Annotated in this window: 13 protein-coding genes; 9 read left to right on the top strand and 4 right to left on the bottom strand. The window is 35.8% G+C overall.

The genetic code is table 11. The annotated features are described in order from the left end of the window. A partial coding sequence (locus FJR05_RS25580; RefSeq protein WP_168646699.1) for a transposase occupies positions 1–899 on the bottom strand: 899 nt, incomplete at its 3' end. Positions 900–1,043: 144 nt separating this feature from the next. Here FJR05_RS25580 and egtD point away from each other — a divergent pair. From egtD to FJR05_RS25550, 6 genes are all read left to right on the top strand, one after another. After that, positions 1,044–2,018: an L-histidine N(alpha)-methyltransferase gene (egtD, locus tag FJR05_RS25575; RefSeq protein WP_168646698.1), complete on the top strand. Its 975-nt coding sequence runs from the start codon at positions 1,044–1,046 to the stop codon at positions 2,016–2,018. Positions 2,019–2,136: 118 nt separating this feature from the next. Further along, on the top strand, positions 2,137–3,252 hold the full coding sequence (locus tag FJR05_RS25570; RefSeq protein ID WP_168646697.1) for a mechanosensitive ion channel family protein: 1,116 nt from the start codon (positions 2,137–2,139) through the stop codon (positions 3,250–3,252). A gap of 80 nt (positions 3,253–3,332) precedes the next feature. Then, positions 3,333–4,916, top strand: a complete 1,584-nt coding sequence (locus FJR05_RS25565; protein WP_168646696.1) for a mechanosensitive ion channel family protein — start codon at positions 3,333–3,335, stop codon at positions 4,914–4,916. A gap of 201 nt (positions 4,917–5,117) precedes the next feature. Continuing rightward, positions 5,118–5,975, top strand: a complete 858-nt coding sequence (locus tag FJR05_RS25560; protein WP_168646695.1) for a sterol desaturase family protein — start codon at positions 5,118–5,120, stop codon at positions 5,973–5,975. Between the two features lie 38 nt (positions 5,976–6,013). Beyond that, positions 6,014–6,508 carry a DUF427 domain-containing protein gene (locus FJR05_RS25555; protein WP_168646694.1) on the top strand — a complete coding sequence of 165 codons (495 nt, stop codon included), beginning with the start codon at positions 6,014–6,016 and terminating at the stop codon, positions 6,506–6,508. A gap of 128 nt (positions 6,509–6,636) precedes the next feature. After that, entirely contained in the window at positions 6,637–6,960 is a 324-nt protein-coding gene (locus FJR05_RS25550) for a nucleotidyltransferase domain-containing protein (RefSeq protein WP_168646693.1), read from the top strand. 46 nt (positions 6,961–7,006) lie between these two features. On the opposite strand, the gene FJR05_RS25545 is transcribed toward FJR05_RS25550, so the two are convergent. Together FJR05_RS25545 and FJR05_RS25540 are read right to left on the bottom strand one after the other, a co-directional pair. Beyond that, on the bottom strand, positions 7,007–8,533 hold the full coding sequence (locus tag FJR05_RS25545) for a glycine betaine ABC transporter substrate-binding protein (protein ID WP_168646692.1): 1,527 nt from the start codon (positions 8,531–8,533) through the stop codon (positions 7,007–7,009). A gap of 193 nt (positions 8,534–8,726) precedes the next feature. After that, on the bottom strand, positions 8,727–9,494 hold the full coding sequence (locus tag FJR05_RS25540) for an ATP-binding cassette domain-containing protein (protein ID WP_168646691.1): 768 nt from the start codon (positions 9,492–9,494) through the stop codon (positions 8,727–8,729). Positions 9,495–9,841: 347 nt separating this feature from the next. Here FJR05_RS25540 and FJR05_RS25535 point away from each other — a divergent pair, with 347 nt between their 5' ends. Together FJR05_RS25535 and FJR05_RS25530 are read left to right on the top strand one after the other, a co-directional pair. After that, the gene (locus FJR05_RS25535) at positions 9,842–12,103 is read left to right on the top strand and encodes an amylo-alpha-1,6-glucosidase (protein ID WP_168646690.1); all 2,262 of its coding nucleotides are present in this window, start codon (positions 9,842–9,844) and stop codon (positions 12,101–12,103) included. A 509-nt stretch (positions 12,104–12,612) separates the two neighbouring features. Beyond that, positions 12,613–13,293: a hypothetical protein gene (locus tag FJR05_RS25530; RefSeq protein ID WP_168646689.1), complete on the top strand. Its 681-nt coding sequence runs from the start codon at positions 12,613–12,615 to the stop codon at positions 13,291–13,293. A gap of 133 nt (positions 13,294–13,426) precedes the next feature. On the opposite strand, the gene FJR05_RS25525 is transcribed toward FJR05_RS25530, so the two are convergent. Beyond that, positions 13,427–16,633: a glycoside hydrolase family 15 protein gene (locus FJR05_RS25525; protein WP_168646688.1), complete on the bottom strand. Its 3,207-nt coding sequence runs from the start codon at positions 16,631–16,633 to the stop codon at positions 13,427–13,429. A gap of 35 nt (positions 16,634–16,668) precedes the next feature. On the opposite strand from FJR05_RS25525, the gene FJR05_RS25520 reads away from it, so the two are divergent. After that, on the top strand, positions 16,669–17,457 hold the full coding sequence (locus FJR05_RS25520; protein WP_174783858.1) for a sulfite exporter TauE/SafE family protein: 789 nt from the start codon (positions 16,669–16,671) through the stop codon (positions 17,455–17,457). Positions 17,458–18,486: the final 1,029 nt, after the last annotated feature.

Here is an 18,486-nt window from a genome sequence, read left to right as displayed (position 1 = left end):
GTAATGGCCACCCATAACCAGCGATATTTACCTTTCTCATACCAAGATGTTTCGTCAAGGTGAATTATTTCCGCTGATTGCAATTGTTCAATTAATTCTTCAACTACTGGAGAACAAGCTATCCCTACTTCTCGAATACATCTGTCGATTGTTCCCACTGAAAGTGACACACCTACCCAATCATTCAACAATTCTCTAATTTTCGGTCGGGATATACGGTATCGTATCCCTAGAGACGCAATAAACGTTGCCAACATTGGACCGACAAGCCCGTACTCTTGCAAACATAAATCTCTACTTCTTCCTTCAACTACCGAAATGTAACCGACCAATGGCTTTTCTTTCGTCTGGTGTCCACAAGTGCAAGTCGCCTGGTAGTAGTGATGAAGGGTACACTTGACTTCGATCCCTAACTCTAATTTTTCTAGTTCCAATACGTAATACCCCATGTGTGGTTTTGCTTGTGGGTCTATTTCTAAAGCACTATTACACGAGGCACAAGTTAGAGGATAATGCGGTATGGTTTGGCTTGCCACTAAGGGCTTTGTCCGCCATCTACCTTGAGACCCTGGTTGTTTTCCTGGCTTTTTTTTGGCTAATTCCTGGTTTTTTGGTGTTGTTCCTTCTTCTGAAAGAAGATTTTTTTCCTGCTTAAGTTCTGTTTGTGATTCTGACTCCTGTGACGGGTCTTCTTCCTCTAACCCCGATTTTTTTGGGCTTTTGAAGTGGTCTGATGATGGGGGTAGGGAACTATTGCCAGAGTTTTGTTCTAATTTTTCTAGTTGCTCGACTGCTAGTTGATGAAGATTTTCCGCCACTTCCACCAATTTCTGTTTGTCCAGAGATTGGAAGTAGTCTCGGTTCATTTGTGCCAGGTCTTCTTTACTCAGTCGGTTCATTCCCTCTTGGCTTCAATTACATTGCGGATTTTTTTACATTACCATATCATGCATACCCCTACTTCTACCTACCCTATAAACTCTCGAAAGTGGGGGGAGAGTGAAAAACTACGATCTGATAGCCACCTTAGAGGATTTTACAAAATGATTACCCAACCTTTAACAGTTTTAGATCATCATTATCAAGAATTAAGTATTGATGGTAAAGATGTCATTAAGGGATTAACTGAAAAACCGAAAAATTTACCACCCAAATATTTTTATGATGATCCTGGTTCTCAATTATTTGAACAAATTTGTGAGTTACCAGAATATTACCCAACTCGCACAGAAGCCTGGATTTTACAACAATACGCTGATGAAATTGCCGAAATTACAAATTGTTGTGAATTGATAGAATTAGGTAGTGGTAGTTCCACAAAAACTCAAGCTTTACTAACTGCTTATCAAAAAATTGCTGGTAATTGTAGATATCTCCCTATTGATGTTAGTGGAGGTATTTTGAAAACTAGTGTTTTACAGTTACAACAAAAGTATCCTGATATTGATATTCATGGATTACTAGGAACTTATGAACAAGCTTTGGTTCATCTAGAATCAAATTATTTACAATCGCGGATGTTGTTTTTTCTGGGAAGTTCTTTAGGCAATTTTAACCCAGAAGAATGTGATATTTTTTTAAATCAAGTTTCTCGAACTTTACAACCAGGAGATTACTTTTTGCTAGGTATTGATTTACAAAAACCCAAGGATATTTTAGAAGCTGCTTATAATGATAGTCAAGAAGTGACTGCTGCTTTTAATTTAAATATGCTTTCTCATTTAAATTGGCGGTTTCAAGGTAATTTTGATATCAGTTTGTTTAAACACCAAGCGGTTTATAATCACGTTGATCATCAAATTGAAATGTATTTACATTGCCAAAAAAGTCATTGGGTATCTTTAGATGTTTTGGATTTAAAGGTTCACTTTGAAGCAGGAGAAAGTATCCTAACAGAAATTTCCCGTAAATTTGATTTAGCAACTATTGAAAAACAATTGCACAGTAAAGGATTAAAAACTGTGAAAACTTGGACAGATAAAAAAGGGTGGTTTGGATTGATTCTTTGTCAAATTTAATAAATTTTTTGCCAGCATTCAGAAAACAAGATTTAAATATCTATTAAAATCCTGAACGCTGATAAAAATCATCCAATGATCAAAAATCAACAGACTCAAACGTCTAACAGGGTAAAAAATGGAAGCTATCTGGAACGCGCTCAAAAGTATCAATTACTCCAATTTTCCTATTGCTAAAATTGCTGCTGTAATTGTCATTCTGACGATGACACAGACATTAAGAAGGTTTTTTCTGGCAGTAATCATTAAAACCATTGAAAAGTTCACAAGCAAAACAGAGACTACCCTTGATGATGAATTAATTGCTATTATTAAGCCAGCTTTAAACTGGCTAATTCTCATTGGTGGATTTTGGCTAACCAAGGAAATTCTTGCAGAGGAATTAGGTTCTAAATTAACCGATACTATTGGTAAAAGTCTGAACCTAGTAGTTATTTTCATTGTTGGCTATGTTGTTTATCGTAGCTCTTCAATTTTAGGTCAATTAATTGCTAACGTTGTCCTGCAAACAGAAACTGAACTTGATGAATTGCTCAGACCTTTGATGCCGAAAATTTTTCAATCAGCAGCAATTATTGTACTGGCAATTAAAATCAGCGAAATATTTTTAGGACAATCTGCTGCTGCGCTTGTGGGTTTACTCGGTGGTGCTGGTATCACATTAGGTTTACTCTTCAAAGACATTGTTTATGATTGGTTTTGTACAGTGATTATCTATTCTGATAATCTATATCGTGAAGGTGACTGGGTAGGAATATCAGGATTAGATGGTTTTGTGGAGATAAAAAGTATTGGATTTAGAACAACAACACTGCATCTAGCTAAGTGGGGTTCAATCATGAAAATGCCCAATTCTCGCATGATTTCTGGAATTGTAGATAATTGGTCACAAAATCCAGGGGAAGAATTAAAGTGGGGATTAAATTTAATTCTCAAAATTGATGGTATTTCCGCCAAGCAAACCGGGAGAATTTGTGATGCTATTCAACAAATGCCAAAATCTATTCCTGGTTTTTCTCCTAAGTGTACAATTCGTTTCAAAAACATTGAAAAGAATGCCAGAGTTATTGAAGTTATGGCATTTGTTAATGATGACAATCTCTACTTTGATGCTGAGAAAAACTTAAATTTAGCCATCTTGGAACTTTTAGAACAAGAAGGTATTGATTCTCTGTATGTAGAGTTGAGAACAGAACCAGAAAAATATAAACCGATGCAAAACAGCAACAATTGAGAAAGTTCAGAATAGATATACCCGAATTCTTTGAGGATTTGGGTATTTGGATATCATGAGAAGGCGAAAATTTCCTAACTATGAACCTATTAATTATTTTGGCTGAAGTCGGCATTTTAATAATTGTTTTTCTAATATTAAGATGGCTTGTAGGTAAGTTATTCAAGCCGTTGGTGAGATTATCAATATTGAAGGGTGATGATTTAAAAATCAAAATTCTGCGCCGCAATATTACTGGTTTATTATTACTTGGTTGCATAGTATTGTGCATTTTGATTGTCGGTGCTAATGGTTATCTGATCTATCGGGGTGAAGACCTGCAACAATATACAATATCCCTGCTTCGCAAGATTCCATCAGGATTTTGGATGACATTAGGAATTGGTATTGCTAAAAGTGCTGGTGTTGTAATTGCAGCAATATTCGCTCTGAAAATTATTAAATATTGGTTAAAGATAGCTAGTAATCGCGCCAAGAACTTAGATCAAAATACCGCCGACGATGAAAGTATTGACGCTTTTTTTACTGCACTCAATCAAAGAATCAGAGGTGGAATTTGGTTATGGGTTCTGATTGCTTGTACCCAAGTTCTCAAATTACCCGCAGTAGTTTCCGAATATCTATATATCGCACTACGAATCTATCTGATCATTGGTGTGGGATTACTAATTCTCAAAGCAGTTGCAGCAATTGTTGATATTCTAGATGTTCTGAGCTTCAAATACTCCAGTCCTGATAATCTGTTGAGATTTTATGATCGTCTCCAACACCTGATTCCCTTTTTGAAACGGTGTTTGGAATTTGTGATTTACGTCTGCACTGTCACCTTGGTAATTCAGCAAGTGCAGTTAATAGCCAAGCTGGCCACTTTTGGTTTAAAAATTATCAAAATCATCGCCATCATTTTCATAAGTCGTGTGATATTTGAGGTGATTTACTTACTGCTAGAAGAGGTGCTATTCAAAGATCAGGATTTGACTGACACCCAAAAAAGCAGACGTTCAACTATGATTCCTTTGTTTCGTAGTTTATTACAATATTTAGTTTACTTCAGTGTTGCGGTTTCTATTCTCTATATTCTTGATATTAATCCTACTCCTATCTTAGCTGGTGCTGGGATTGTTGGTATCGCTGTGGGTTTAGGCGCACAAACACTAATTAATGATATAGTTTGTGGCTTTTTTATTCTTTTTGAAAACTACTATTTGGTAGGTGACTATATTGAGGCTGGGAAAGTTGAAGAGAAAACAGTAGAAGGTACTGTTGAAGCTATTGAACTGAGAACTACCCGTATTAGACATCCTAATGGTCAATTACAGATTATCCGTAATGGAGATATTGGCTCAATTACCAATTACTCCAAACAGTACATATTTGCAGTAGTGGAAGTTTATCTACCTTACGATTCTAATTTAACTCATATATATCAAGTGATTGAAGAAATAGGACAACAGTTAAAAACAAATGATCCTGATGTCCTTGAACCCACTCTAGTAGATGGTGTAGAAAGTATGGGTGAATCTAATTTGTTGCTGCGAACATTGACAAAGGTAAAGCCGGGAAAACATATTCAGATCCAGCGAAGTTTGCGGAAGATGTTTATGGATACTTTATTGATGGAAGGTATTCTACTTCCTGCTGGTAATGAAAATAGGGAAAATTAATTTGGTATACTCTTTTTCTCTCAAGTTATTATCTCTAAAAAATTTGGTTAAATTAGGTAGTTAGTTAAGTTTTATTTTGGGAATTTTTCTTAAATTTACCAAAAATGATATTGTCTAAAACAACGTGATCAAGATACTTTTTACATCTTGAATTATCTTATCTCTAAACATTGACTGAGATGATTTTTATGGGTTACAAAAATGCAAAAGTTCTTTAATTGCTGTTTCGAGTTAGAATTTTATCTCAAGATTGCTATTGCTTGTACAATGGTTCAGCAGGGATTTTATTTTTTGTTCAATAATATAGAACTTAATTTTATCACCCAGGTATTACTATACTGGCTGCTTGGTTCTATCTCATTTTATGCTATTGGTTTTTTCATTGAAAAATTCATCAAAAGTAAAGATAATTTAACTGAAAAATTAACTGCAAGAGTTAAAAAAGTAAAAAAGCAATCATTTCCTGCTTTCACTTTAACAGGTATAATTACAGGAGAAATTAAAAGTTTAATAGCAGCATTAATCATACTATATTTAGCCCCAGAAGTTCATAGAGGTAATAGTTTACTTTTAAATTTGGGATGGTTTTTGATGAGAATAGTTGCGGCTGATTTCTGCTTTTATGTAGCCCATAGGTTATTTCATACAAAACCATTTCTTAAAATTCATCTTAAACATCATGAATTTCAAGATACATCAAGTTTTGTAGCCGGACATAAAAGCCTTGTGGAATATATTATTGTTACCATTACAGATGTTTTACCTATCTTTATCTTTGGATATGATATTACTCAACTTTGTGCATGGACTTTAATAGGTAACATTTATAATTTAGAAGGACATAGTTCTTTGTCAATATTTTTCATTCCCTCAGACTTTCATGATCTTCATCACACTAATTTTAATGGAAATTATGGTATTCATGGATTTTGGGACAGAGTATTTAAAACACTTAATCATCCTACCAAGAAACTAGGAATTATGTTTCCTGTGAGTATTCTTGAGAATAAAATTAAAACTCTCAAATTATCTAGTAGTGTAGATGTAGAAGTTTCTTAAAATTTCACTGACAATTTTACAAAAGCAACTGACTAACCATGAAACCAAATCCTATCCCCCCGCAACCAGGCCAAGAATCAGTCTGGGACTATCCCCGTCCGGCAATTTTAGAAGATACTAACAAACATCTGAAGATAATTGTGAATGGGATTGTTTTGGCGCAAACACATCAAGCTAAAAGAGTCTTAGAAACAAGTCATCCTCCCGGTTATTATATTCCGGCTGAAGATATTAAGTTAGAACATTTAATTGAGACACCTAGAAAAACTTGGTGTGAATGGAAAGGTTGGTGTCAATATTATGATGTTTCCGTAGGAGATAAATACATAAATAATGCTGCTTGGCGATATATTCAACCCAGTCCTAATTTTATCTCAATTCAAGAATATTACAGTTTTTATCCTAGTTTAATGGATGCTTGTTTTGTGAATGATGAATTAGTTAAAGCGCAAACAGGTGATTTTTACGGAGGGTGGATTACTTCTGATATTGTTGGACCATTTAAAGGTGAACCAGGAACTATGTGGTGGTAAATAAGTTTTCGTAGGTTGGGTTAAGTGATAGCACAACCCAACAAAAGCCTATCAATGTTGGGTTTCCTAACGTCAACCCAACCTACATCATTATAATCCACATTATTATATGCACAATAGCTTAAAGAATGAACAAATCACAGCTTGATTTGATATTACAAGAAGTTAAACAAGCGTTGCAAGAACTTTATCGAAACCAACTGGAAGCAATTATTTTATATGGTTCTCAAGCGAGGGAAGACGCTAAAGAATTTTCTGATATTGATATTCTGGTTGTTCTAAAATCAGAGATTAACCCCTATCATGAAATTGATAAAACCAGTCAAATAATCTCAAACATTTGTCTAAACAACGATGTTGTTATTTCTCGTCACTTTATCTCTTTAGCAAAGTTTGAAAATGAAAATACTCCCTTTAATTATAATGTCAAAAAAGAAGGTATTTTTCTATGACATTTATAAAAAGGTTTATATTTTTGAGAATCAAACATCTGAAAATCTATAATTGTTGAGATTTTAACCACTCACTGACAACTTTTTCCACTGGTTGAGATTGATTATCTACTTGATAATTCATCTTTTGTATTTCTGTTGTGGAAATTTTACCTCCTAATTGATTAATTGTATCTGTTAATTCTGGATATTTTTGGAGAATTTCTTGATTAAAAATAGGTACGGCTTGATATGGTGGAAAGTATTTTTTATCATCTTCTAAAATCACTAAGTTTAACACTGGAATTAAACCATCTGTAGAATTTGCAGCAATAAAATCTACTTGCTTTTCTTTTAATGCTTGATACATTAATCCTAATTCCATTTGTTTGATATTAGCAAATTTTAAGTTGTAGGTTTTGGATAATCCTGGATAACCATCTGCTCTTTCTAAAAATTCATAACCAAATCCTGCTTTCATTTGCGGACTATATTTACCAACTTCAGAAAGGCTTTTAATTTGCCATTTTTTGGCATCTTCTCCACGCATAATCATGGCAAAGGTATTTTCAAAGCCTAAAGGCTTCATCACTGCTAGTTTTAATTTTTGGTCATAGTATGCTTTGACTTTCTGATAAACAATCTCAGGATCACCAATTGGTTTTTCTTTTAAAATAGTTGTAAATGAAGTTCCTGTATATTCTACATAGCCGGCAATTTTTCCCGCTTTTACTGCTTCATGAGCAATAAATGTTCCGCCTAAATTAAAACGACGATCTACTTTTAATTTGGTATGATTTTCTATGTGTTGTGCCAATATTTCCCCTAAAATTACTTGTTCTGTGAAATTTTTTGAGCCGATAATAATTGTTGCTGGTGATTGTTGATAGTTAAAAGCGATTAATCCAGCGATAATTAAAGTGATTATTCCGAAAATAATGCCTATCTGCTGATTAAATTTACCTTTATTTGCTATTTGTTTTGTGAGGTTTTTTTCTAGTAATCCTAAACCAAAATCTGCACTTAAAGCAATTAAAGCTGCGGGAACTGCTCCGGCTAAAATTAATTCATTATTAACTGTGGAAATACCGCGAAAAATAAATACTCCTAAACCACCACCACCAATAGCAGCAGCAATTGTGGCTATTCCTACGGATATAACTGTGGCTACTCTCACACCTGCCAAAATGACTGGTAAAGCTAGGGGAATCTCTACTTGTAATAGTAATTGTTGATCTGTCATTCCCATGCCTATGCCGGCTTCTTTAATGGCGGGATTGATGCTATTAATGCCAATGTAAGTATTACGAATTATGGGAAGTAAAGCATAAAGAGTTAAGGCAAATATAGCGGGAGTTTTGCCAATTCCTCCCAAAAAAGGCACGGAAATTAAAAAACCAAAGATAGCTAAACTAGGGATAGTTTGAATGGCGTTTGCTAAACCAAGAATGGGAGCAGCCAATGTTGGTTGACGAGTGATAAAAATGCCAATAGGAAGACCAATAGAAATGGCTATTGTTAAGGATACAATGACTAAAATTAAATGTTCTCCACTGCGGATAATTATTTCTGAACCGTATTGAAATAAAAACATAATTTTTGGATTTTTTATCTAGTTTTAATGGCTCTACTATTTCCTTTATTTAAAACAAAATTTATTGTAGCTTAGGTTAAGGAACGTTCACGTAGTGTGCCGAAAGCATAACCCAATACTCCTTGTTATCTGCCACTAATGTTGGGTTTCACTCCGTTCAACCCAACCTACAAAAATTAAATTAATATTCATTCTAATTAAGTTGCTCCCAATTATTACCAATATTTAAACAAGCTAGAAATGCTTTTGCTTCTGGATGTTGAGATTGGAGAAATTCTCTTCTAGTTCCTAATACGACTAAATTTCCTGCATCCATTAAACCAATTCTTGTGGCTAAAAAGAAGGCTTCTTGAATGTCATGGGTGACAAATATCACGGTTTTTCCTAATTGTTGTTGTAAATATTGAAATTGTTGTTGTAATTCTAAACGGGTAATTGGGTCGAGTGCGCCAAAAGGTTCATCCATTAATAGTATAGGTGGATCTGCAGCTAATGCTCTAGCAACTCCCACTCGTTGACGTTGACCTCCTGATAATTGATGGGGATAACGTTGAGCAAATTTTTCTGGTTCTAATCCCACTAAGTTTAACATTTCATAGACTCTATTTTGAATTTTCTGTGCAGACCATTTTTCTAAAGATGGTACAAGTCCTACGTTTTCCGCGATGGTAAAATGAGGAAATAAACCTGTTTCTTGGATGACGTAACCTATCCGTCTTCTCAGTTTAATGACATCCCAGTTAGTTGTCGGCCGATTTTGGACTAAAACTTGTCCTTGGGTGGGGACAAGTAAATGATTAATTAATTTTAAAGTCGTAGTTTTACCGCTACCACTGCGCCCTAATAAAATTAAGGCTTCCCCTTGATGAATGCTCAAATTTAAGTTAGATAATAGGGGAAGGTGATTAATCGCAAAACTGGTATTTTGAAACTCAACGGCAATTTCTGATGTTGTTGACATAATGGTTTTGCTAAACAAAATTAAGGTGGTCAGATACCCGACTTCTTAGAGAAGTGGGGGATCTTATTTATTCAAAATTAGTATGAAAAGAAACCAATGTAGTGGGTATTTTTTCTTCACCTCTTTCTACTTTTATGAGATTTTATGCCTGAGTAAGTATTCTCTACCTCTAGCACCTCTCAATGTTGAGGAAGGAATAAACTATTGGAAAACAGCCAGTTTTCAGGCTTGACTTCTAATTCATAAGGTATACATTTATAGAAATTCATTGTCTTTGATTTAATTACTTTTCTCTGTTAACAGTATTGATTTGAGCAAATTTACACCTGTATAGGTAACTTTGGCTAATGACACCGGATACATTGATGATTCCAGAAACAATTGTCCTCGACAACAGAACTTTTACCCCCGCAGACCAAAAAGAGATTTCCGAATGGCCTTGTGTTGTCAGTCAAAGACCACAGCCAACCATTACAGTTAAAGATGATGATTTATTCCTGGTGACAGATACGATGGGGAATATTTCCGATTGTTACCTTTATGGTAGCACTCCTAGTATGGGGATGTTTTGCCGTGATACAAGGTTTTTGAGTCGTTTGGAGTTACAGATTGAAGGGCGATCGCCTATATTACTGAGTAGTAATGCTGACAAGGGATTTGCTCTCTCGGTTTTATGTACCAATCCTGATTTAGAGAATCTTTTTAAGGCCGATACTGTGGGTATTCGTCGAGAATTGGTTCTCAATGGCGCATTATTTGAAGAAATAGAAGTTGCTAACTACAACACTACCAGCATTGTTTTTGAACTGAGTCTGAGTTTTGATGCTGATTTTGTGGATTTATTTGAAGTTAGAGGTCATCATCGCCAAAAACGGGGAAGACTTTTACATTTAAATGAATTAACATCTGATCATGTTGCACCTGTGTCTCCTCAATCATACAAAGAAGAATCTCTTACCCTAGCATATCAGGGTTTAGATGGTTCGATTATGGAGTCTCTAATTCAATTTCAGCATTTGCAACCAACTCGTTTTCACGGTTCTACGGCAGTTTGGCGGATAGAATTGGCAGCTCATGAAACTAAGAAGTTAGGTTATCGGCTAAATATGTTCACTGATAACCAACCTAGTTCTACTATCAGTGCTGCCTCTACTTTAGCACAGGCAAAAGCCGCTGAATTAATGGAGGAGCAAAATTGGTTGCAGCAAATTACTCGCATTAGCTCAGATAGAAGTCTTTTTAATCGCGTCATTTCGCGGGCTGAACAAGATATATATTTGTTGCTTCAGTCCTTTGGCAAACATAAAACTGTTTCTGCTGGAGTTCCTTGGTTTTCCACTTTGTTTGGTCGAGATTCCATCATTACTGCGTCCCAAACCTTGATGTTGAATTCCAAAATTGCCAAAGAAACCTTGCTACTATTGGCAGAATATCAAGGTCAAGCGGATAATATTTGGCGAGAAGAAGAACCGGGCAAGATATTACACGAACTGCGGTTGGGAGAAATGGCTAGATGTCAAGAAATTCCCCACACACCCTACTATGGGACGGTGGATGCTACGCCGCTGTGGTTAATGTTGTATGCTGAATATTACAGTTGGACTCATGATCAAGAAACCTTAGAAGCACTGTGGCCAAATGCTTTGGCGGCTATGGGTTGGATTGATCGTCAAATCCAAGAAACGGGTTATCTCAGCTATGCTCGTAAATCTAAAGGTGGTTTAATTAACCAAGGTTGGAAAGATTCTGGTGATTGTATTGTCAACCGCAAAGGGGAATTAGCCACAGGGCCTATTTCTCTGTGTGAGGTGCAAGCTTATGTCTATTCAGCAAAAAACCGGCTTGCAGAAATTGCCAAAATTCAACAACGTCCAGATTTAGAAGAACTTTGGCAAAAAGAGGCTAGACAACTCAGGGCTAAGTTTAACCAAGATTTTTGGTTAGAAGATGAAGATTTCTGTGCTTTAGCTTTAGATGGAGAAGGTAAACCAGTAGATAGTATTAGTTCTAATCCTGGCCAGTGTTTAAATTTGGGGATATTTACCTCTGCAAAAGCCTATAGTGTGGCGGAAAGACTGCGGGCGGCGGATATGTTCAATGGTTGGGGAATTAGAACTTTAAGTAGCTTGTCACCAGCTTATAATCCAATGGGTTATCATACTGGTTCAGTTTGGCCTCATGATAATTCTATGATTGCAATGGGATTGCGATCGCTCGGTTTAATTGATCAATCGCTGGAACTATTTCAAGGGTTATTCAACATGACCTCCCAGCAACCCTATCAACGCCCCCCAGAACTATTTTGTGGTTATGAAATGAACGGTGATAATGCTCCCGTCCAGTATCCCGTTGCTTGCACTCCCCAAGCCTGGGCTACAGGTAGCATTTTTCAACTCTTGCAAATGATGGTGAATTTAGTCCCAGACGCACAGAATAATTGTTTGCGAATTATTGACCCAGCCTTGCCAGAATCAATTAACAATTTATCTTTTCATAACTTGCGTATTGGTGGCACAATTTTAGATTTAGAATTTGAACGAGTTGGTAGCACTACCGCTTGTCGAGTTGCTAAAAAACGCGGTAACTTGCGCGTCGTCATTGAAGCTTAAATTAGCAAAATTTGAGAATATTCCGTAGGGGCGGGGAAACCCCGCCCTCAATTATAGTAACTCCGTCCACAACAGGTTTTTACTATATATTGCATCAAGCGTGATCACCGCCATAGCAAAAGTTAATTAAACTTTCATCTGTACTTGATGTTAGCTTTATTTTTCCTATGTTAGACTTGCCTAAGTTCTAGAAACTCAGCACCCAGTATTTTTTTGGGTAATCAGATAGAGCAGGTTTTCAGGGATTTTGATGAATTTTATCCATATAGGATAACTCAAGCCTCAAGTAAATCATCAGTAATCATTTGTCTGTTGCCATCAAGCACAACAATTACAAAAATAATCCAGGATGTCAATTTACTTGGCTCAATAAATTTGAATGAATTGGGCCAACTTTATATAGCTTTATTGTAGTTTTGCTGATGAATATTTGTAGCATCCTCACTGAGTACGCCTTTTATCCAACATATCAAAAACATCTTTTCCAAACTATTGAGGTTTATTAATTCATGGTTACTAATATTAGACAAACCGTTCGGGGCATAGTTTTTACAAATCGCCACTTAGCAAGACTTTACTATTTTTTGAGTTTTTCTCGCCCAGTTTTACCACAATGGGTTGGCGCTGATTACTACCGCGAAAAATCATCTTGGGAATTACAACCAGAACGTTGTCCATGTGATCTTGAATTAGTTGAATATTTACAAAAGCATAATATTCAAGATCAAACTATCTTCCATTTTGGCACAGGTTCTCATCATATTCTAGGATTGGAAAATCAGAAATTTTCTCAACCAAATGAAATTATTGGGATTACCGCTTCTGCACCAGAACATCAAGAATATATCCGATTATCTCTTAAAGATCGTCTACTTTTCAAGTATTACAAAGTTCTTTGTACAGATATATACACCTTGACAGACCGTTCTTTACCCATGCTCGATGTAATTTCTCTGTTTCATCTAGGCGAATTTTATATGCCTGAAGAAGCACCTTTTTTGCATCATAATGAAGAATCTCTTCTAGCTATGTTTCTGAGTAAACTGAATCCCAATGGCAAAATTCTCTTCTATACAAAATCAATTGGCTGGGGTCATGCTCAACCAATAATTGAATCATTTGTAAAACAGGGAAAAATGCACAAAATTGAAGAATACAAGAACTTGTTGGTGTATGCCAAAGTAGACTAAACTGATAGACATAGCAATAAGCAGCGGAACAGAATTAATTAACTACACAATTGATTTTTCTGTTCCCTGCGATGCACTGAGCTTGTCGAAGTGTTCCTTATTTTACGTGAAAGATGCTGAAAAAACCTTGAGTTTAAACATCTTCAACAAACTCAGTCAAGAACCTGAACGCTTTCAAAATATAATTAGCACTATCTTGAGGAGAGCTATTATAAAATGATGGCCATGCACTGGTTTTATCTTCATCATAATTATCCTGGCGATGGGGATGAGTTTCTAACCACGCTAACCGGACTGCGTGACCGATTAACACATCCAAAACTATATATTCCTCAATTTGCAATTTAGGGTTATTAGCCACAATTTTAGCCAATTCCATCAAGGCTTCTACATTAACTTGGCGATATTCTGGAGCTTCAATTTTATTCAGTAAATGTTCAACTAATAAAGCAAAATTCCTTTCTCCTGCTGTCATTTCCGATAGCATAATTTCACTTTCTAACCGATTCCGTCGTTCTAATTTATCGCCAATTACTAGACCTTTGCAATGCTGCATTAATAGCCAAACTTGTTTAAAAAAGTCTTTAGGTACACGATTTAATGCCCCTTCTGCTTGACGAAATCTCCGCCAACCATCAGGAGGAACTTCTGCTGCTTCACTAATTACAGGTTGGACAACCCAAGCAATATCACTTTCTTTTTGTTTAACGTGCAATGATTCCTGTTGACGTAATAAACTACTCACGCCACTATATCCAGTTAACACTTGACGCAAACGAATTTTCACTTCAAAAGGTGATAATTGCATTAATCTTTCATAAGCTTCATCTTGGGTGAGGATGAATTCTTTGGCTATGTCGCTAGTAATTAAAAGAATCAAATAACCGACTCTTAATGTCAGAAATCCGCGAAATAATTCTGGTTCTGACTTGATTAAGACACCGAGATAAATTAATATTTCTTGGGTTAAAACTCTATCTCGAATATCCTCACGACAGAAGTTATTAATTTTCTCAGTAATCTCACTTCCAGATATAGGAACAACTATCAAAGAAGCTTGACTATAAGCCCTCCCAACTGCAATTTGCTTACCTTGAACCAAAATACTCGTTATCGCGTCTGATAAGCCAATATCCAGCATTTGGCGTAAACCCGCAGCCCGTCGCACCACCGCCCACAGCCCTAAATCCCCGGCTTTAGTATAAACTTCATCAAGTAAATCGGCTACAGTGACAGCATGGGTAGGACCCGCATAGCCCGTATCAAATTCTAAACCCTGTAACCGAGTTAAAGTTTGCAGTAATTCAATTTGCTCATAAATATTTTCTGATGAGCGCAAATAGTCTAATAATGAATCTAAGTTAGTTTCGCATTCCATTTGGAATTCTTGGGTATGTCCCAAAGACCAACTTTTTTCTAAATGAGAAGTCAGGTAATAACAACGAATACCTCTATTTGCAACTGCTGACTGAGAAAATTGTGCATCTGACAAAAAATCAATTCTTTGCAATGCGGCTGTCAGCATTAATTGATTGAGTTTTCCTAATTTTACCTGGACTCCGTTACAAATACCATCTTTGAGTTCTTGCATTAATTCTAATAATGCTTCCGAACCAGTTTCTAACATAGTTCGAGTAATCATTAAAGTCAAAGTCGGCCGACCTAAATCACTCCAATATTTTTGAATATAAGCCAATTCCCCCCTAATTTGATCTACCAAAAAATGATAATCAAGAGTTAAATAAAACTGTTGAGAATCTAGAAATGATGGTAAAAAGACAACTGTTTGCTCTCGAATCCGAAAGAATCTTGATATGGTCAAACTTCTCAATCTTCGCAGCGGACGACCCGTTAAACCCAATTGATCATTTCTGCCAATTTGCGTATAAATTTGGGAAAGTTCTTCAGATTTTCTAATTTGAATTGGTGCAACTTGGGTAGGAGTTTGGGTTTCAATTCCATATACTTCTAATTGCGTTTGTAGAGCTTCATCTTCTGCTATTAAAGCAATTTGAACTAAAGCACTACGCTTTTTTCCGACGTTTAAATGTCTTCCTAAAGGATCAATATCACCTAAAGAGATTAAGTCTTCGCTTAACATTTCACCCAAATAATATAAGCTTTGCGCCCAAACTAAAGGAATATTTTCATTTGGTAATCTTAACTGAGACTGAGGATTTAATTTCTCAGCTTCTATATTTTCTTCAGAAACATAATAAATTTCTGGTAATAGCTGTAACCTATTTTGTTCTACCAACAATGATTGTAAAAGTTGCTGATATTTTTCAACTTGTGCTTGTTCACCGCGAAATAATCCATCAAGAACTAAATAAGTGAAAAATAATGGCCATTCACATTCAATATGTTCAAATTGTTTAAGTTCACCAGGTTCATAGTGAAGGCGTTCGGTGTCTTCTAAAACGGTTTGATGTCCATCTCGCAAAAACCGTTTACAACCATATTTTCCCTCAAGTTTATTAATAATTTCATTAAAGGTGCGCTCTCGCAATGCTTCATCTTTCACCGCAAAAGCGGGATAACTAATAATACTTAATAACGCCGCATCAACTTCTTTAGAACCTGATTCTCTGGGTAATAATGATTCTAAAGTAATTCTGGCTCTAGCAATTTCATCTGGTAAAACATGAATTACTGATGCTTGACTACCATGAACACCAAATAAGTTTAATCCATTTATAGATTCTAAAGCTGCTTTAGCCATTCCCAAGGAACTAGCATTTAATTCTGCACTACCATGATTAATTTTATTCCCCCGTTCCCAAATCCCAAAATCTGGTGTGCGGTAAGCTCGACCAATATAATAAACTAGGTTTTGGACAAAGTTCACTTCATCCAATGTAAAAATAATTGATAATCCACTGGCGGTCATTTGCGCCAACATCAATAAAAATATAGATGTCGCATCAAGTTGCAAATGTCCCCATTCATCATCACCGACGACTATATCACCTGTAGCTGTATTGTACTTGGCATGAAGTCCATCTAATAAAGATTGTGTATGTTTAAATTTTTCAACTTTATGGGATTGTCGCATCATAGAAAACAACAGACCCCGCATTAATTTAACCACACTATGTTCTAACTCATAGGTGCGTCCATCATCATGATCTAATTTGCGATAGGCTAAAGCTAAACCCCAAACGGCTAAAATACTATACACATTATCTCGCACCCAGGCATCTGTATAATCACCATGAGCAGTAATAGCGGTACTCGCCGGTAATAACCCAGTAATCGGGTTTTGACGCGCTAAAATAATTGTCTTGATTTGCTGATAGTAAAAATCTAAGCGAATCGGGGATGTGGTAGATGTGTTCATTATGCCGCTTTTACAGTGTGAGTTTGGAGATAGGGATGCGAAGTATTTGGGCGTTTACTTGGGGTGCTTTGGTGGGAGTTCTTGGTGGGTTAATCGGTTTGGGGGGTGCAGAGTTTCGGTTACCTGTACTAATTAGCATTTTTAATTATCGCACTCTTCCGGCAATTATTATCAATCTCATTGTTAGTTTAGTTACTGTTACCTGCTCGTTTGTTTTTCGTAGTGGTGTCATTGGTATTGAAAATGTTGTTGCTCACTTTGCCATCATCATCAATATTTTAGCAGGATCTTTGATTGGTTCTTATATTGGGGTTTCTTACGCTACGCGAATTAATGAACGAATTTTAAATCGTGTTGTTGTGATTTTTCTGGTTTTATTAAGTTTTGTGCTAATTGGGCATAATTTTATATTTAGTGTTGGTAGTTTACAATTGCCAAGTTTGTTGAGAATCAGTATTGGATTTGTGGCAGGTATTGTGATTGGCATATTTAGTAGTATGCTTGGTGTAGCCGGTGGTGAGTTGATTATCCCCACGGTAATTTTGTTATTTGCAGTTGACATCAAATTGGCAGGAAGTTTGAGTTTAGCAATTAGCATTCCTACTATTATGATGGGTTTATTTAAGTTCAGAAGTCAGCAACGATTACAGGAAGTTAAATCAGAGCAAAAATTTATTGTTTTTATGGCTTCTGGTTCAATTCTTGGTGCTTTTATTGGCAGCAATTTGTTGAATTATGTATCCAGTTCTTTACTGTATTTAATTTTAGGGACAATTCTCTTATTATCAGCGTTTAAATTAGCCAAGCATAAGCCAGCTAGATAATATTAATCTTCTAGACACTAAATAAAAAAGTTGTATAATTCATCCTGTGGGTGTATGTAACAATTATCCAGAGGAGAATTTATTATCACTACATACTTACCACTAAGTAGGTGGGCGTTAAAAATTGTCGTTATGGCAAGGCAAGAGGCACTCATGCAAGAGGCAAGAGTGAAGAGGGTTTAGGCGATTTTACTTTTCTTTACACAGATTGGTTTTATTGTGTTCACCTACTTACTTAAATTTTTATTTCCCTTGAATTCCCTATTCAAAAACCCTAACGGGGTAATGAACTGGATTTTCCCGGTTCGTTGTCAGGTAATCCCTCTAGTTTATTGAGTATTTGTACTTATTTCTCAACCGGGCTGTTTTCTTAGCGAGAGGCAATGGATAAAAACTAGTTATCTTGTACTATATTCTGAATTCCAAAGTCGGGGTCAATACTCTATCTTTTTCAAAATGAGAATTACTGAGGTTAAGATAGGATTAACCACGAACACCATATATTGAGTCGTATTTTCACTTATTTATCTTAATTTTAAGTAATTAGGACTTACGCACTGTACAAACTTGCCATGATATGAATGAACGAAATTGCGTCGTTTTCGGCTTTGGGAATAACCTATTGAGTAGGGTGCGTCAGACACGATATTTTGACAAAAAAACAGATTTCCTCTATCTGACGCACCCTACAAGGGATAAAATTCACGTTACATATTTGGAGAATCTTGTCAATGCGTAAATCCTAGTAATTTAAGGCTGATAGTAGTAAAAACAAGATAGGCATTTATCAACCTGTTATCAACATAATCTTTCTCATTTTTGCCCACCGTCTATTTCTGGCTTTATAAATAAGTTTAAGAATTAAATTGGTGCAGAATTTGGGATAAAATCTGTGTTCAGCCAAGAAAATCGAAGTATGTATCTTCTTGGATATCAAATTTAGATTACAGATTCGACATACTTCTTAATAAACCAACAGCGTAAACGCAAAACGTTCTAATCTAAAAATTGACCCAGTTAATTTACTGG

This window comes from Dolichospermum sp. UHCC 0259, from assembly GCF_009711935.1.
Lineage (GTDB): Bacteria > Cyanobacteriota > Cyanobacteriia > Cyanobacteriales > Nostocaceae > Dolichospermum.
The sequence above is the reverse complement of the archived record's forward strand: the minus strand, read 5'-3'. Positions and strand labels throughout refer to the sequence as shown.

Bases quoted from the DNA above. Each gene is read 5' to 3' on its own strand.
- egtD (WP_168646698.1), top strand. From the start codon at position 1,044: ATGATTACCCAACCTTTAACAGTTTTAGATCATCATTATCAAGAATTA.
- FJR05_RS25570 (WP_168646697.1), top strand. From the start codon at position 2,137: ATGGAAGCTATCTGGAACGCGCTCAAAAGTATCAATTACTCCAATTTT.
- FJR05_RS25565 (WP_168646696.1), top strand. From the start codon at position 3,333: ATGAACCTATTAATTATTTTGGCTGAAGTCGGCATTTTAATAATTGTT.
- FJR05_RS25560 (WP_168646695.1), top strand. From the start codon at position 5,118: ATGCAAAAGTTCTTTAATTGCTGTTTCGAGTTAGAATTTTATCTCAAG.
- FJR05_RS25555 (WP_168646694.1), top strand. From the start codon at position 6,014: ATGAAACCAAATCCTATCCCCCCGCAACCAGGCCAAGAATCAGTCTGG.
- FJR05_RS25550 (WP_168646693.1), top strand. From the start codon at position 6,637: ATGAACAAATCACAGCTTGATTTGATATTACAAGAAGTTAAACAAGCG.
- FJR05_RS25545 (WP_168646692.1), bottom strand. From the start codon at position 8,533: ATGTTTTTATTTCAATACGGTTCAGAAATAATTATCCGCAGTGGAGAA.
- FJR05_RS25540 (WP_168646691.1), bottom strand. From the start codon at position 9,494: ATGTCAACAACATCAGAAATTGCCGTTGAGTTTCAAAATACCAGTTTT.
- FJR05_RS25535 (WP_168646690.1), top strand. From the start codon at position 9,842: ATGACACCGGATACATTGATGATTCCAGAAACAATTGTCCTCGACAAC.
- FJR05_RS25530 (WP_168646689.1), top strand. From the start codon at position 12,613: ATGGTTACTAATATTAGACAAACCGTTCGGGGCATAGTTTTTACAAAT.
- FJR05_RS25525 (WP_168646688.1), bottom strand. From the start codon at position 16,633: ATGAACACATCTACCACATCCCCGATTCGCTTAGATTTTTACTATCAG.
- FJR05_RS25520 (WP_174783858.1), top strand. From the start codon at position 16,669: ATGCGAAGTATTTGGGCGTTTACTTGGGGTGCTTTGGTGGGAGTTCTT.